Origin of the sequence: Flavimobilis marinus, assembly GCF_900113055.1 — a bacterium.
GTDB lineage: Bacteria > Actinomycetota > Actinomycetes > Actinomycetales > Cellulomonadaceae > Flavimobilis > Flavimobilis marinus.
This window is the reverse complement of record NZ_FONZ01000002.1, coordinates 269527-283680: the sequence shown is the minus strand read 5'-3', so window position 1 is coordinate 283680 and position 14154 is coordinate 269527. Positions and strand designations below refer to the sequence as shown.

16 protein-coding genes are annotated in these 14154 nt (G+C 68.9%); 13 read left to right on the top strand and 3 right to left on the bottom strand.

Annotation, left to right across the window (positions count from 1 at the left end):
• Positions 1-2: 2 nt before the first annotated feature.
• The 11 genes from BMZ30_RS06340 (at position 3) to BMZ30_RS06290 (ending at position 10699) form a co-directional block, all read left to right on the top strand.
• Complete coding sequence (locus BMZ30_RS06340; RefSeq protein ID WP_093376286.1) at positions 3-1364, top strand: prepilin-type N-terminal cleavage/methylation domain-containing protein; 1362 nt, start codon at positions 3-5, stop codon at positions 1362-1364.
• The gene (locus BMZ30_RS06335) at positions 1361-2050 is read left to right on the top strand and encodes a PulJ/GspJ family protein (RefSeq protein ID WP_093376284.1); all 690 of its coding nucleotides are present in this window, start codon (positions 1361-1363) and stop codon (positions 2048-2050) included. Before BMZ30_RS06340 ends, BMZ30_RS06335 begins: the two co-directional genes overlap by 4 nt.
• A 65-nt stretch (positions 2051-2115) precedes the next feature.
• The gene (locus tag BMZ30_RS06330) at positions 2116-3771 is read left to right on the top strand and encodes a hypothetical protein (RefSeq protein ID WP_244887038.1); all 1656 of its coding nucleotides are present in this window, start codon (positions 2116-2118) and stop codon (positions 3769-3771) included.
• A 12-nt stretch (positions 3772-3783) separates the two neighbouring features.
• Complete coding sequence (locus tag BMZ30_RS06325; RefSeq protein ID WP_093377349.1) at positions 3784-4551, top strand: prepilin peptidase; 768 nt, start codon at positions 3784-3786, stop codon at positions 4549-4551.
• A gap of 110 nt (positions 4552-4661) precedes the next feature.
• A complete protein-coding gene (pilM, locus tag BMZ30_RS06320; protein ID WP_093376281.1) occupies positions 4662-5729 on the top strand; it encodes a type IV pilus assembly protein PilM in 1068 nt (355 codons plus the stop codon).
• A complete protein-coding gene (locus BMZ30_RS06315; RefSeq protein WP_093376279.1) occupies positions 5726-6460 on the top strand; it encodes a hypothetical protein in 735 nt (244 codons plus the stop codon). Before pilM ends, BMZ30_RS06315 begins: the two co-directional genes overlap by 4 nt.
• An 8-nt stretch (positions 6461-6468) precedes the next feature.
• Positions 6469-7194 (top strand): hypothetical protein, encoded by a 726-nt coding sequence (locus BMZ30_RS06310; protein ID WP_177191298.1) that lies wholly within the window; start codon positions 6469-6471, stop codon positions 7192-7194.
• 108 nt (positions 7195-7302) lie between these two features.
• On the top strand, positions 7303-8520 hold the full coding sequence (gene aroC, locus BMZ30_RS06305; RefSeq protein ID WP_093376275.1) for a chorismate synthase: 1218 nt from the start codon (positions 7303-7305) through the stop codon (positions 8518-8520).
• A gap of 18 nt (positions 8521-8538) precedes the next feature.
• Positions 8539-9105, top strand: a complete 567-nt coding sequence (locus tag BMZ30_RS06300; RefSeq protein ID WP_093376273.1) for a shikimate kinase — start codon at positions 8539-8541, stop codon at positions 9103-9105.
• Entirely contained in the window at positions 9105-10223 is a 1119-nt protein-coding gene (gene aroB / locus BMZ30_RS06295; RefSeq protein ID WP_093376271.1) for a 3-dehydroquinate synthase, read from the top strand. Before BMZ30_RS06300 ends, aroB begins: the two co-directional genes overlap by 1 nt.
• A gap of 44 nt (positions 10224-10267) precedes the next feature.
• Positions 10268-10699 (top strand): type II 3-dehydroquinate dehydratase, encoded by a 432-nt coding sequence (locus tag BMZ30_RS06290; protein ID WP_093376269.1) that lies wholly within the window; start codon positions 10268-10270, stop codon positions 10697-10699.
• Positions 10700-10773: 74 nt separating this feature from the next.
• On the opposite strand, the gene BMZ30_RS06285 is transcribed toward BMZ30_RS06290, so the two are convergent.
• From BMZ30_RS06285 to BMZ30_RS06275, 3 genes are all read right to left on the bottom strand, one after another.
• Positions 10774-11685, bottom strand: a complete 912-nt coding sequence (locus BMZ30_RS06285) for a type IV toxin-antitoxin system AbiEi family antitoxin domain-containing protein (protein ID WP_093376267.1) — start codon at positions 11683-11685, stop codon at positions 10774-10776.
• Between the two features lie 102 nt (positions 11686-11787).
• The gene (locus BMZ30_RS06280) at positions 11788-12201 is read right to left on the bottom strand and encodes a hypothetical protein (RefSeq protein ID WP_229828549.1); all 414 of its coding nucleotides are present in this window, start codon (positions 12199-12201) and stop codon (positions 11788-11790) included.
• Positions 12198-12860, bottom strand: coding sequence for a winged helix-turn-helix transcriptional regulator (locus BMZ30_RS06275; RefSeq protein WP_143073139.1), 663 nt, complete (start codon positions 12858-12860; stop codon positions 12198-12200). The genes BMZ30_RS06280 and BMZ30_RS06275 overlap by 4 nt, the downstream gene beginning before the upstream one ends.
• 241 nt (positions 12861-13101) lie before the next feature.
• On the opposite strand from BMZ30_RS06275, the gene efp reads away from it, so the two are divergent.
• Both efp and nusB read left to right on the top strand, forming a co-directional pair.
• A complete protein-coding gene (gene efp, locus BMZ30_RS06270) occupies positions 13102-13665 on the top strand; it encodes an elongation factor P (protein ID WP_093376265.1) in 564 nt (187 codons plus the stop codon).
• Position 13666: 1 nt separating this feature from the next.
• On the top strand, positions 13667-14083 hold the full coding sequence (gene nusB, locus BMZ30_RS06265; RefSeq protein ID WP_093376264.1) for a transcription antitermination factor NusB: 417 nt from the start codon (positions 13667-13669) through the stop codon (positions 14081-14083).
• Positions 14084-14154: the final 71 nt, after the last annotated feature.

The following is a 14154-nucleotide window of genomic DNA, read 5'->3' as shown; positions in this document are numbered from 1 at the left end:
CCGTGGCGTTCTTCACCCGCCGCCTCGCGCGCACCGACGACTCCGGCATGACCCTCGTCGAGGTGCTCGCGGCGATGCTGATCTTCGCCATCGTCTCCACCGGGCTCGTGTACACGATGCTGCAGACCCTGACGCTGACCCGCGACGCCCGCGCGCGCCAGGTAGCTCTCAACCTCGCCTCGCAGGAGATCGACCGGGCGCTGTCGATCTCGGACTACGACAAGCTGCTCGCGGAGACCGGATCGACCGCGTCGAAGACCGTCAATGGGGACGTTTTTGCCGTGGCGGTGGACACTCAGTGGGTGTCCGACCCCGACGTCGAGCTCAAGTGCGGGGCGAGCCCGGCCAGCGGAGTGCTGCGCTACAAGCGCGTGAACGTCGAGGTGACCTGGGAAAACATGCGCGAGGGCACGGACCCGGTCCGTTCCGACACAGTCGTCGTCCCGGGGGAGTCGATCAACGACCCCAGCCTCGGCACCATCCTCGTGTCTGTGCTGAACGGAGACGGCGAAGGGCGCGGCGGCGTGACCATCTCCGCCACCCCGAGCAGCGTGCCGAACGGCGCGGCTGTACTAGCAGTCACCCCGATGAAGACAGACGCGCAGGGCTGCAGCTACATCCTGAAGGTCGTCCCGGGGAATTACGACGTGACAGCCACGCAGACCGGATACGTCAACCTCGAGCACAAGTCTCCCGCCAGGAAGGAGTTCGTGGGTGTCGCTGCGGGCGCCTCGACCGCGGTGAGCTTCCAGTACGACGCCTCTGCCAGCTACAAGCTCAAGTTTGCGGGCACCTACTCAGGCGAGGGCGCAAGCAAGATACGCCTGCCCAAGAACCTGCCCACCACCTTTGTGTCCAGCTATGGCGCAACGCAGTTCCCGAGCGCCGGCACGGGCACGACCTCGACGCGTCAGGTCTTCCCCCTGAGCTCCGGCTACTCGGTGATCGCCGGCGCCTACGCGGACACGGCGGGCCCGACCGGGTGCCTCTCGCCCAACGCTGCAGCGTGGAGCGTAGAGAACGCCGCTGGGGAGCCGGTTCCCGGACGCGTCGGTTTCGGGGCAGCGCGCGGAGGGACCAGCGTCGATGTGGACGTCCCGATGGGCGTCGTCAAGATCACGGGCGTGAGCAGCAGCGAGACGATTACGATCACGTCGAAAGCCAAGGAGGGCGACGACCCTGGTTGCACGGTCGACCTCACCTACGACTACGGCAGCGGGCTGGACATTGGCACCGGCACGGTCTACCTCGCAGTGCCGTACGGGACCTGGAGCTTCAGCACCGGCGTCGGTCGCGTCACTCCCCTGACCACGGGGCACAAGCACGGCTCGGCGATCGAGATCGCGCCGGAGCCAGCAGAATGAACACGCTGCGCCGGCGCGCGGGACGGACCGTCAGCGCTCAGCGCGACGCGGGGATGACCCTCCCCGAGGTCTTGGTGACGATGTTCCTCATGTCGTTGATCGGTGTGCTCATCGTCTCCCTCTTCACCGGTGTCACTCGCACCCTCACACGCGATCGCGCCGCGAACGACAGCACCAACGCCGCCTCAGTGGCCATGGATCAGCTCACGCGTACTGTGCATGGTTTGAGCGACATCACGCTGGGCACTGGTACGAGCGTCGGTATCGATGTCGCGAACTATTCGAGCCTCACGTTCTACTCGTACGTCGACACGGAAGCGACCGCGGTGCGCCCGCTCAAGGTTGCCTACGAGGTAAATGCGGCCAAGGAGCTCACCGAGAGCCGATGGCTGGCGGTACCTGCCGGGAAGGAACGCTGGACCTTCCCAGCCAAGGCCACTTCAACGCGCGTCATCGCCCGTGACGTGGTGGCCTCCAGCGCCGCGCCGCTCTTCGCCTACCTTGACGGCGAAGGGAAGCGCCTAGCGCCCGCCGCGGGACTGTCGCTGGCGAACCGCGACCTTGTCCGCGCGGTGGAAGTCGTGCTGCGCGTCGAAGCCGACGACAGCGGTCGCGCTGCGACGGTGGAACTCCAGAACACCATCGGGATACCCAACCGGGTCGCCACACTAGGAGCGGGAACATGATGCGTCGGGGAGTAGGCCGGCTCAAGCGAGACGACAGCGGGATCGCGCTCGTGATGGTGATCGGCGTGACCGCTGTGCTCGCGGTCTTCGTCGTCACCGCCATCTCGGTGGGAATCTTCGCGCAGAAGAACGCGCGGGGCAGCCAGGATCAGAGCGCGGCGCTCGCGGCGGCCTACGCCGGTGTCGAGGAGTACCAGAGCCGGCTCGCGAACGATACGACCTACTTCCAGTACGGCAATCCAGTGGCAGCGTTCTCGTCGGGATCGTCCGTGTCGCTCCCCCCGGTGGAGGCGACAAACCCGGCGTTTGGCACGGGCGCCGCCGGGAGCTGGGCGCGCGTGGCAGGGAGCGGGGGAGCGGCTGATTTCCGATACGAGGTCGACAACTCCGAATTCATGGCTTCGGGTACGCTGCGGCTTCGGTCGACCGGCCGCGCCGGCGGGGAAACCCGGACGATCGTCGCCGACCTCCGTCAGCGGGCGTTCATCGATTACCTCTACTTCACTAACTACGAGATCATGGACCCCGAAGTGTCGGGCGCGGATGAGGACGAGTGTGTCAAGTACCACTACGCGGGCCGACCTTCCAAAGGCTGCGGCGTCATCGCATTTGGTGGCAACGACTCGCTGAACGGAAAGGTGCACTCGAACGACGCGATGCGCATTTGTGAAGCCACGTTCAAGGGGATGGTGACCACTGCGTACAAGCCGACGAGCGGCGTGAACTACCTGAAGAAGAACTCGCTCGACCAGACATGCAACGGGCAGGTGTTCGAGAAGGGGGCCCCGACGGTGACGAAGGACCCGATTGACATCCCGGAGACCAACGCCGAGCTCAAGCGCGAGGTGCGCACCGACCTCCCCGGTGACGTCCCGCGTCCCGGGTGCCTCTACACGGGTCCCACCAGGATCACACTGAACAGCGATGGCACGATGACGGTGCGGTCGCCATGGACGAAGGCCACGCGCATCGCTGGCTCCCCGGTGACGAACGGCTCAATGCCGTCCGAATGCGGCACGCCCGGGACCGGGCCGGGTCAACTCGGCAGCATAGACGGCGCCGAGGTCATGGTGCCGGAGAATAACGTCGTCTACGTGCAGGACATCCCTGGCACAACTGGCGACCCGAACTATGCCGTTCCGCCAGTCGAGGCTTGCAAGGGCGCGGAATCGCACAAGACTGGAAACGGCATCGGCTATCCGACCACGAATGAAGTAGCTCCGAAGGTAGACTCATACCAGTGCAAAAGCGGTGACGTCTTCATCCAGGGCCGCATGAACGGCCGGATGACTATAGCCGCCGAAAACTACATCTACATCACGGGCGATATCCGCTACGTCGACAATGACGACGACGTCCTGGGACTGATCGGCAACAACGCGGTGTTCGTATGGAACCCGGTAACCAGCCGAAGCGCGACGATTCTCAGGGACTATGACCGGCACATCGACGCGGCGATGATGTCCGTGGGGCACACCTTCCAAGTCCAGAACTACAACAAGGGATCCTACCGCGGCACGCTCAAAGTCAACGGATCGATCATTCAGAACTTTCGAGGAACTGTGGCTACTGGTACATCAACGGGTTACAAGAAAGACTATATGTACGACGACCGGTATATGTATCTGGCACCGCCCAAGTTCCTCAACCCAGTCAAGACGACCTACGGCGTGACGAAGCACGCCGAGGTCGAGCCGGCGTTCGACGTGGACGGGTCCTAGGTCTTGGAGATCGTGCTCCTGGCCCTCGTCGGCGTGTTCGGACTCGCCGTCGGTTCCTTCCTCAACGTCGTGATCTCTCGGGTTCCCCGAGGCGAGTCCGTGGTCCGGCCCGCAAGCCGTTGCCCCGGGTGCGGCTCGCCGATCCGGGCGTGGCAGAACATCCCGGTGGTCTCCTGGCTGCTGCTGCGCGGCCGTTGCCGGAGCTGCCGGGAGCCCATCTCGGTGCAGTACCCGCTCGTCGAGCTGGTGACGGCCGTGCTGTTCGTCCTGGTCGTCGTCCGGCTCGACTGGACGTGGTCGGTGCCGGTGTACCTGTACCTCACAGCGATTGGCGTCGCGCTCCTCGTGATCGACCTGCAGACCCACCGCCTGCCCAACGCGATCGTCCTGCCCTCCTACCCGGTGGTCGCCGTCCTGATCGGGCTCGCCGGATGGGGTGAGGGAGACGGCACCGCATTGATCCGAGCTTTGGTCGGAGCTGCCGTGCTCTTCGGGGCCTACTTCGCGATGGCACTCGCGTATCCCGGTGGCATGGGCTTCGGCGACGTCAAGCTCGCGGGGCTCCTGGGCGCGGGTCTCGGCTACCTCGGCTGGGGCGAGCTCGCCGTGGGCGGCTTCTCGGCATTCCTCCTCGGCGGCATCTTCTCGATCGGGCTGCTCTTGCTGAAGCGCGCGGGCCGCAAGAGCGGTATCCCGTTCGGCCCGTGGATGATCGCCGGCGCCGCGGTCGGCTTCGCCGCGGGCGGTGCGTTGTTCGACGCGTACCTCGGTCTGATCTGACGAACCGTTCAGCCACAGCCGGGTCCGGCGCGCGGAACGCTCAAGTTCGCTCTGCCGCGGGCCGATAAGTCACGCGAGGCCACGGGTCTCACTGCAGAAGGAGAGAATCGGTGGCAAAGGCACGTGTGATCGGGCTCGACATCGGAACCACCCACGTCCGGGCGGTCGAGGTCCAGCATGGGTCGGGTGGCCCCTCGCGGACGGACCAGCCCACGGTGGTGCGGTACGCGGAGCGCCCCCTGCCCAGCGGAGCGGTGCGGGACGGCGAAGTCGTCGAACCAGCGGTCGTCTCGACGGCGATCAAGCAGATGTGGCGAGACACGAAGTTCTCCTCGAAGGAGGTCGTGATCGGCGTCGGGAACCAGCGTGTGCTCGTCCGAGAGCTCGACCTGCCCGCGATGCCGCTGGACCAGCTCCGCGCGACGCTGCCCTACCAGGTCCAGGAGTTCCTCCCGATCGCGGTCGACGACGCGCACCTGGACTACGTGCCCACGGGGATGGTCGAGAGCCCGCACGGCCCCATGGTGCAGGGTTTGCTCGTCGCCGCGACCAAGGACACCGTCGCTGCGAACCTGCGCGCGGTCGAGGCTGCAGGACTACGCGCCACGATGGTCGATCTCACGGCACTCGCCCTGACGCGGAGCCTCGCGCGGGGGCCGCTCGCCGACCAGACGCTCGCCGTCGTCGACCTTGGCGCGCGCATCTCGACGGTGGTCATCGTCGAGCGCGGCATGCCGAAGTTCGTGCGCGTGCTGCCCACGGGCGGGCACGACATGAACGACGCCATCGCCAGCGCCATGGGCATGTCCGAGGACGACGCCGAGCGCCTGAAGTTCCAGGTCGGGATCGGGATCACGGTCCCCGACGAGTACCGCCCCGCAGCCGACGCGATCGCGCAGGTCGGCCACGTCCTGGTCGAGGCGGTGCGCAACACCCTGTCCTACTACGCCATGAACACCCCGGGCGGCTCGCTCAGCACCGTGATGCTCACGGGCCGCGGAGCCCAGCTGCCCGGTCTCGGCCAGTACATCGCGACCGCGGCCCGCGTGGGCGTGTCCCTCGCCGCACCGCTGTCCACCGTCAAGCTCGGGTCTGAGATGCCGCGAGGAGCGGACCTGGACGCGCTGCAGTTCGTCGCGAGCGTTCCGCTCGGCCTCGCTTTTGGAGTCGCATCATGAGTTCCGCACTGTTCTCCAAGAAGCGCACCGAGGCGGCGGCCCAGCCGTCAACCAAGGTCACGCGCACCGGAGGCGTCGTCGCCGGCGCCAGCGCGCTCCCGCAGGTCAACCTCCTCCCGCAGTGGGTGCGCGAGGGGCGGAACCTGCGCAGGCTCAAGGTGCTGCTGGGAATCGCGGTGCTCGCCGTCGTGCTCCTGGCAGTCACCGCGTGGTTCACGGCGCAGACGATGGCCTCGAACGCCAAGGAGGCCCTCGAGACCGAGCAGACCCGCACCGCGGCGCTCCTCCGTGAGCAGTCGCAGTACGCCGCCGTGCCCGCGATCAAGGGTCAGATCACCGCGACGATGGCTGCCCGGAACCTTGCGGTCGCCTTCGACGTGCCGTGGCTGCCCATGACCACCCAGCTGTACGACACCGCACCGGACGGATCGACGATCACGGTCGTCAACGTCACCACCATGACGCCGATGCAGGGGGCGCCCGTCGTGGCCGACGCGATCACGCGCCAGGGCGTCGCGACCGTGCTCATGACGGCTGAGAGCGACGACCTGATCGACACGACTGAGTGGCTGAAGGGCCTCGCGGAGGTGCCCGGCGTCGTCGACCCCGTGTTCACCACGCAGGCGCTCGGTCAGAACGCCGAGGGCGACACCGTCTACACGGTGGAGGCTTCCGCGCAGATCGACGCCTCCGCGCTCGTGTTCCGTTTTACCGAGGAAGAGGGCAACTGATGAAGGCCGTGAACAGGACCTCGACCTGGGTCGGTGCAGCGGCGATCGTGTCCGTGCTCGTGCTCGTCGCCACCTGGTTCCTCGGGGTCGCGCCCGCGCTGGACGAGGCCTCGGTCGCCGATGAGGACCGTGAGACGACGGAGCTGCGCAACGCGCAGCTGCAGCGCACGATCACCCAGCTCAAGGCCGACTTCGCGCGGATGCCTGAGTTCGAGGCGGAGCTCGAGCAGCTCCGCAAGCACGTGCCCGCGTCGGCTCAGCTGGACGAGTACAACGCGATCGTGGACGAGTACGCGAAGCGTCATGACGTCGTCGTGCTGAGCATCGAGGCTGGCGCTGCGACCGCCGTGCTCCCGATCGCAGGTCCCGACGGCGGCGCGTCGACCAGCCCGCTGGCTGGGCTCTACGCCGTGCCCGTCACGATCACCACGTTGGGTGACCACGACGACGTCACCCGGTTCATGGACGAGCTCCAGCTCAAGACGGAGCGGCTCATGGCGGTCCAGGGTCTGGTTCTCACACGCCAGGGCGACGCGCCCGAGTCGAACGGCCGTCCGGCCACGTCGCCGGACGACTCGGAGCAGGTGCTGGTGGGACACCTGTTCGTGCTCTCAGAGACGGCTCAGGAGCCGGGGACCGCGACCCCGACCCAGGCGGCGACCGAGGGTGATGCTGGCGCACCTGAGACCGAGGACGAGGACGGCGCCGGGGACGAGGACGTCGAGAACACCTGAGCCCGTGCGCTCACACCGAGGGGGGTCACCGCGCATGCGCGGTGACCCCCTCGGTCCGTACTGCGGTCGAGGGCCTGCCGGCCCGCTGAGTCGTGGAACACTTGCCGCATGCTCAGGTGGATGACGTCAGGTGAGTCGCACGGTCCCGCCCTCGTCGGGATGCTCGAGGGTTTGCCCGCCGGCGTCGAGGTCGTGACGGCCGACATCCAGGCCGCCCTCGCGCGGCGGCGTCTCGGCTACGGCCGAGGTGCGCGGATGAAGTTCGAGCAGGACGAGGTTCGTGTTCTCGCTGGTCTCCGGCACGGGGTGACCCAGGGCGGCCCGCTCGCGGTCGAGATCGGGAACACCGAGTGGCCCAAGTGGGTCGACGTGATGTCGGCCGATCCCGTCCCGCCGGAGGCGCTCCAGGTCGATGCGGGCACCGGTGACGTCCGCGAGGTGGCCCGCAACCGCCCGCTCACGCGGCCGCGCCCTGGGCACGCCGACCTCGTCGGCATGCGCAAGTATGGCTTCGACGACGCCCGTCCTGTCCTCGAGCGTGCCTCGGCCCGGGAGACCGCCACGCGTGTCGCGCTCGGGACCATCGCCGCGAAGTTCCTCGAGCAGGCTGTGGGCGTGCGCCTGGTGTCGCACGTCGTGAGCATCGGCCCCGTCGCGGTTCCGGACGACGCTGCGCTCCCGACCTTCGACGACGTCGCCGCCCTGGACGCAGACCCCGTGCGCTGTCACGACGCGGTGACGTCCGAGGCGATGGTCGCGCTCATCGACCAGTGCCACAAGGACGGTGACACCCTGGGCGGTGTCGTGGAGGTCCTGGCGTACGGCGTGCCGTCCGGCCTGGGCACGTACGTGCACGCGGACCGCCGCCTGGATGCACGGCTCGCCGCTGCTGTCATGGGCATCCAGGCGTTCAAGGGTGTGGAGATCGGTGACGGCTTCCGCACCGCCGCACGGCGCGGCTCAGCCGCCCACGACGAGATCGTGCGGGGCGAGGACGGCACCCTGCAGCGGCTCTCGAACCGCGCCGGGGGAGTCGAGGGCGGGATGTCCAACGGCGAGGTGCTGCGGGTGCGCGGCGCGATGAAGCCCATCTCCACCGTGCCGCGCGCCTTGCGCACCGTCGACGTGGCGACGGGCGAGCCGAGCCAGGCACAGCACCAGCGGTCCGACGTGTGCGCAGTGCCGCCGGCGGCCGTCGTCGCAGAGGCGATGGTGGCACTCGTGCTGGCCGAGGCGGTCGTCGAGAAGTTCGGCGGTGACAGCGTGGCCGAGACTGCGCGCAACGCGCGCGCCTACCTGGACGCGATCCCAGAGCTGCTTCGCTGAGCCGGTAGCCTCGATCCCGTGCCCGCCCCCACCCCGTCCACCGCCCCCCGCGTCGTCCTCGCCGGCCCGCCCGGCGCAGGGAAGTCCACCGTCGCCGCCGCCCTCGCCCGCCTGACGGGCTGGACGGTCCGGGACACCGACGACGACGTGGTCGCCGCCGTGGGCAAGCCCGTCACCGAGATCTTCGTCGACGACGGTGAGCAGCACTTCCGCGACCTCGAGCGTACGGCCGTCGCCGCCGCCGTCGCCGAGCACGACGGGATCGTCGCCCTGGGCGGGGGAGCCGTGCTCGCCCCGGAGACCCAGACAGTGCTGGCCGACTACGCGAGCCGGGGCGGCGTCGTCGTCTTCCTCGACGTGTCGCTCGCGCACGCCGCGCCTCGCGTCGGGTTCAACCGGTCACGGCCCTTGTTGCTCGGCAACCCCCGCGCGCAGTGGCAACAGCTCATGGACGCGCGCCGCCCGGTGTACGAGTCCGTCGCGACGCTCCGGATCATCACGGACGGCCGCGCGCAGCACGAGATCGCCCGCGAGATCCTGGACGCGCTCGAGGGCGCGCCGACCCCGACCGAGGAGAACGCCTGATGTCGAACGTCCGCGTCCGTGTCGAGGGAGAGGCTCCCTACGACGTCGTCATCGGCCGCCACCTGCTCGGCGAGCTGCCCACGATGCTCGGGGAGAAGGTCCGCAAGGTCCTCATCGTGCACCCGACGTCGCTGCTCACCACAGCCGACACCGTCCGTGACGACCTCATCGCGCAGGGCTACGACGCTATCCAGGCCGAGGTCCCCGACGCCGAGGAGTCCAAGACGGCGCAGGTCGCGGCGTTCTGCTGGCAGGTGCTCGGCCAGGCCGACTTCACGCGGTCCGACGCCGTCGTCACCATCGGCGGGGGAGCGACCACCGACCTCGGCGGGTTCGTCGCCGCCACGTGGCTGCGCGGCATCAAGGTCGTGCACATCCCGACCACGCTGCTCGCCATGGTCGACGCGGCCGTGGGCGGCAAGACGGGCATCAACACCGCCGAGGGCAAGAACCTCGTGGGCGCCTTCTACCCGCCCGCGGGCGTGCTGTGCGACCTCGCCGCCCTGGAGACGCTCCCGCGCTGGGACTTCGTGGCTGGGCTGGCCGAAGTCATCAAGTGCGGTTTCGTCGCCGACGAGCGCGTGCTCACGCTCGTCGAGGAGCACGCCGGCGCACTCACGCAGGGCGCGTCCGCCACGCCGGACGACGTGCTGACCGAGCTCGTGCAGCGCGCGGTGCAGTGGAAAGCCGACGTCGTCGCGCGCGACCTCAAGGAGGCCGGCGACCGCGAGTTCCTGAACTACGGGCACACGCTCGGCCACGCGATCGAGCTCGTCGAGCGGTTCGCCTGGCGCCATGGCGCGGCCGTGTCCGTCGGCATGGTCTTCGCGGCCGAGCTCGCGCGCCTCGCCGGCAAGCTGGACGACGACGTCGTCGATCGCCACCGCGCCGTGCTCACGTCGGTCGGGCTACCCGTCACCTACCGCGGCGACCGCTGGGAGCAGCTGCTCGGGGCGATGCGGCGGGACAAGAAGAGTCGCGGTGCCGTGCTGCGCTTCATCGTGCTCGACGACGTCGGGCGGCCCACGCGGCTCGAGGGTCCGGACCCGACGCTCCTGGCCGCGGCGTACGCGGAGATCTCCTCGGAGGCGCCCGGGAGCCGCGCGGTCTCGCTCTGAGACTAGCGCCGTCGTCGGGCAGCTGCCCGGCTAGGGTGTGCGGCATGAGCCGCGTCCTCGTCCTCAACGGTCCCAACCTCGGTCGCCTCGGCGTGCGGGAGCCCGACGTCTACGGCGCGCTGTCGTTCCCCGACCTCGTCGCGGCGGCGGACGGCTGGGGCCGCGAGCTCGGCCTTGAGGTCGAGGTGCGCCAGACCGACGACGAGTCGGCCCTCGTCGGCTGGCTGCACGAGGCCGTCGACGCCCGGTACGACGTCGTGCTCAACCCCGCCGCGTTCACGCACTACTCCTACGCGCTGCGCGACGCCGCGGCGCAGGTCACCAAGGCCGGGCTGCGCCTGGTCGAGGTGCACATCTCGAACCCCTACGCGCGCGAGACCTTCCGCCACACGTCGGTGATCGGCCCGGTCGCCACAGGAACGATCGCGGGCTTCGGCTTCGAGAGCTACCACCTGGCCCTCCGCGCCCTCACGTGATTTCGTGCCCGCTGCATCTGCGCGAATCGACAGATAAGTTGTCGAATCACGCAGAAAGAGCGTGAGGGCCGCAGCTAGTCGCGAGAGCTCCCGCGACGGGTGCGCAGGATCGCGGCGATCTGACCCGCGACGTCACGCGGACATCGGGTGAGGTCCTGCCACGTGAACCGGAGCACGAGGTAGCCGGCCGCGATCAACCGGTTCTGCCGGCTCCGGTCGGCCTGGAACTGCTCCCGGCCGTGGGCGGACCGCCCATCGACCTCGAGGGCGAGGCGCTCCGCCGCGAACAGCACGTCAACGACACCGATGATGCCGCGGGCGTCACGCAGGGGGACGTTCGGTTGCCACCCCACGATCTGTGCGTCCGCAAGGATCTCGTGCAGCACGTCCTCGGCAGGGCTCAGTGCACCAGAGTCAGCCCGGGCTACGAGCCCGGCCAGCACCGCGTTGCCCGGTGTGCGCGGTCGCCGGGCCAGAGCCGTGACGAGAGCGTCGCCGCCAAGCCGTCGACGGGTGCTCAACCACGCGAACAGTCCGACGGCGTCGCGTTCAGGCAGCCGCCGCAGCGCATCGATGTATGCCGGCTCGGGAGCCAGCACGCGCATCCCGGCGACGGTGAGGACGTCTGACTCGTCGAGAGGGAAGCGGTGGGCAACGAGTCCGCTCAGGGGACGGCGGTCCACGGGAGTCCACGCGTCCATCAGGTTCACCGGCGCGGGCGCACCGTGGAACCGCGCGGCGGCGGGACCGCACACGACGGCGTCCGGCCACGTGAGCGCGACGGCCATGGGCCCCGCGTCGCGGTCAGGCTCGTGCGCGGCCAACCGTATGCCGGCGCCCGCGACGGTGACCCACACGCCTGTCTGGCGCCGGTACGCCGTCTGCCGGGCACTCATGCCGGCGGCGCGGGCCTGCGCGGCGGTGAAGAGACCGCGCTGCCACGCGGCGTGCGGCGGCTCCCAGTGCTGATCGACTCGTCGAGGCATAGGTCAAGAGGCGCATCCTCGCCAGCAGGATGTCGGCTGACCGCTTCAGGAGGGGACAACGGCGCGGTGCTGCGGCACCTGTGGAGGGAGGGAAGCGCGGGTTCAGAGCAGACGGATCGCCCATGCACCGATCGCACCCAGCGCCCCCGACCAGACCATGGAGGCGAGCGTTCCGATGACGAACCGCTCCGAGACGGCGGGCTTGTCCTTGAGCTCGGGGAAACGGCCCAGTCCCTTGACGGCGACAACGACAGCGATCGCCGCTGGGTATCCGACGAGGAGGCTCGCCGTGATGGCGAAGCGCTCCAGCATGCCGATCCACCTGCCGCCGCTCAGGACGGCCTCCGCGCTGTCGATCGTCTCCTTGCCGGGCGCCCTCTCTGCGGTGTCACTCGCATTGCCCGCGGCCTTGAGGACGGCCCGTGTCAGTGGGCTGCCGAGCGTCACGGAGGCAGTGAGCGCGGCCATAGCGATCGCGAGTGCGATCGCCCAGTCTCCCGTGGTCCAGCCGGTCACCGCGTGCTCCTGTCAGTGGGCGAGTCCTGATCAGGATCGACAGTAGCGGTGGGGTCGGACGCTCGGAGGTGGTGGACCACGAGCTCCGTGGCGGAGGCTTCCTCGGACCAGTGCGCGGCGCGCAGACGTTGGCTGAGCGCGGACGGGCTGATGCCGAGCCGCCGGGCGGCTTCGCGCTGCGTGCTGGAGGCGTCGTCGGACGTCAGCGCGTCGACAGCTTCCCAGCCCGCCGGGCTACGGTCCGCGAGCAACGCGCCGACGAGGCGCAGCACGACCTCAGCATGGCGCGCACGGTCCGGGTCTGGGCCCTCGACGGCCAGCGCGACCGCGGACGTCGCGGACTTGGCGCGCTCGACGGCCTCGCGGGCGTGGAGGAAGGCTGCCCCGGTCGACGCACGGGCGGACCGGCCGAGCGGGCGGTCGACGCCGCCGACGCCCACACCGATGGACCAGCCGCCGGTGCGGACCGTCTCGCGGATCGCGAGCCAGGCTGCGTCAGGACTCGAGAGGAGACCTTGGACCTCGTCGCCGACCGTGCGCTCGAAGGGCAGCGCGAGACCGGGATGGTCATCGAGCCGCCCGCCCAGTGCGTCCAGCAGCTCCGGCACGCGATCCCCGAGCCGGGTGCTGGATTCTTGGTCGATTGTCAGTACCCACATGCGGTAAGGCTAGACCCTTAACACTGCATAATCCAGCCTCAGGCCTTCACGTTGATACCACCCGGAGCCGACGATTCTGCGCGAATCGACACGTGACCCGTCGATCTGCACAGAATCGTCGGCGGGGCGTCGCGCAGAGCAGGGACCGCGTGAGAATCCCAGCGGAAAATCGCCTGGGGGAGGGCGTGGAGCGCAGCAGGTAGGATGGGGCGGCTTGTTTACCTCGACAGGAAGATGCAACGTGGCCACCACCAACGACATCAAGAACGGCACCGTGCTCAGGATTGACGGCCAGCTCTGGACCGTCATCGAGTTCCAGCACGTCAAGCCCGGCAAGGGTGGCGCCTTCGTCCGCACCAAGATGAAGAACGTGACCTCCGGCAAGTCCGTCGACCGCACGTTCAACGCTGGCCTGAAGATCGAGACGGCCAACGTCGACAAGCGCGACATGCAGTACCTGTACAAGGACGGCGAGGACTTCATCTTCATGGACACCTCGACCTACGACCAGATGCCGGTCTCGGCCGCTGTCGTGGGTGACGCCGTCAACTACATGCTGGAGAACCTCACGGTCACGGTCGCGACGAACGACGGCATCCCGTTGTACGTCGAGCTGCCTGCGTCCGTCGTCCTCGAGATCACGTACACCGAGCCCGGCCTCCAGGGCGACCGTTCGACCGGCGGCACCAAGCCCGCCACGGTCGAGACGGGCGCGGAGATCCAGGTTCCGCTCTTCCTCGAGCAGGGTACGAAGGTCAAGGTCGACACCCGCGACGGCAGCTACCTGGGCCGCGTGACCGACTGACGTGGGAGCCCGGACCAAGGCCCGCAAGCGGGCGCTCGATGTGCTCTTCGAGGCGGAGCAGCGTGCGGTCGATCCCGCCGTCCTCCTCGCAGACCGCATCGCCCAGCCCGGCACCGAGACGGCGCTGCCGCAGTACTCCGTCGACATCGTCGAGGGCGTGCTGGGACGGCGGGACCGGATCGACGAGGTGCTCGAGACGTACTCCCACGGGTGGACGCTCGCGCGCATGCCGGCGGTCGACCGGGCCCTCCTGCGCATCGCGACGTGGGAGATCCTGTTCAACGACGAGGTCCCTGACCCCGTCGCGATCGACGAGGCCGTAGAGCTCGCGACCGGCTTGTCCACGGACGAGTCGCCGTCGTTCATCAACGGCCTGCTCGCTCGGATCCTGGACCTGAAGCCGACGCTGCTCGGCTGACGCCCAGGCCCTGACGGCCCCGCACCCTCCTGGGTGCGGGGCCGTCGCCGTTCGGGGCGAGCCCCGGGCGC

Bases quoted from the DNA above. Each gene is read 5' to 3' on its own strand.
- BMZ30_RS06335 (WP_093376284.1), top strand. From the start codon at position 1,361: ATGAACACGCTGCGCCGGCGCGCGGGACGGACCGTCAGCGCTCAGCGC.
- BMZ30_RS06315 (WP_093376279.1), top strand. From the start codon at position 5,726: ATGAGTTCCGCACTGTTCTCCAAGAAGCGCACCGAGGCGGCGGCCCAG.
- aroC (WP_093376275.1), top strand. From the start codon at position 7,303: ATGCTCAGGTGGATGACGTCAGGTGAGTCGCACGGTCCCGCCCTCGTC.
- aroB (WP_093376271.1), top strand. From the start codon at position 9,105: ATGTCGAACGTCCGCGTCCGTGTCGAGGGAGAGGCTCCCTACGACGTC.
- BMZ30_RS06290 (WP_093376269.1), top strand. From the start codon at position 10,268: ATGAGCCGCGTCCTCGTCCTCAACGGTCCCAACCTCGGTCGCCTCGGC.
- BMZ30_RS06285 (WP_093376267.1), bottom strand. From the start codon at position 11,685: ATGCCTCGACGAGTCGATCAGCACTGGGAGCCGCCGCACGCCGCGTGG.
- BMZ30_RS06275 (WP_143073139.1), bottom strand. From the start codon at position 12,860: ATGTGGGTACTGACAATCGACCAAGAATCCAGCACCCGGCTCGGGGAT.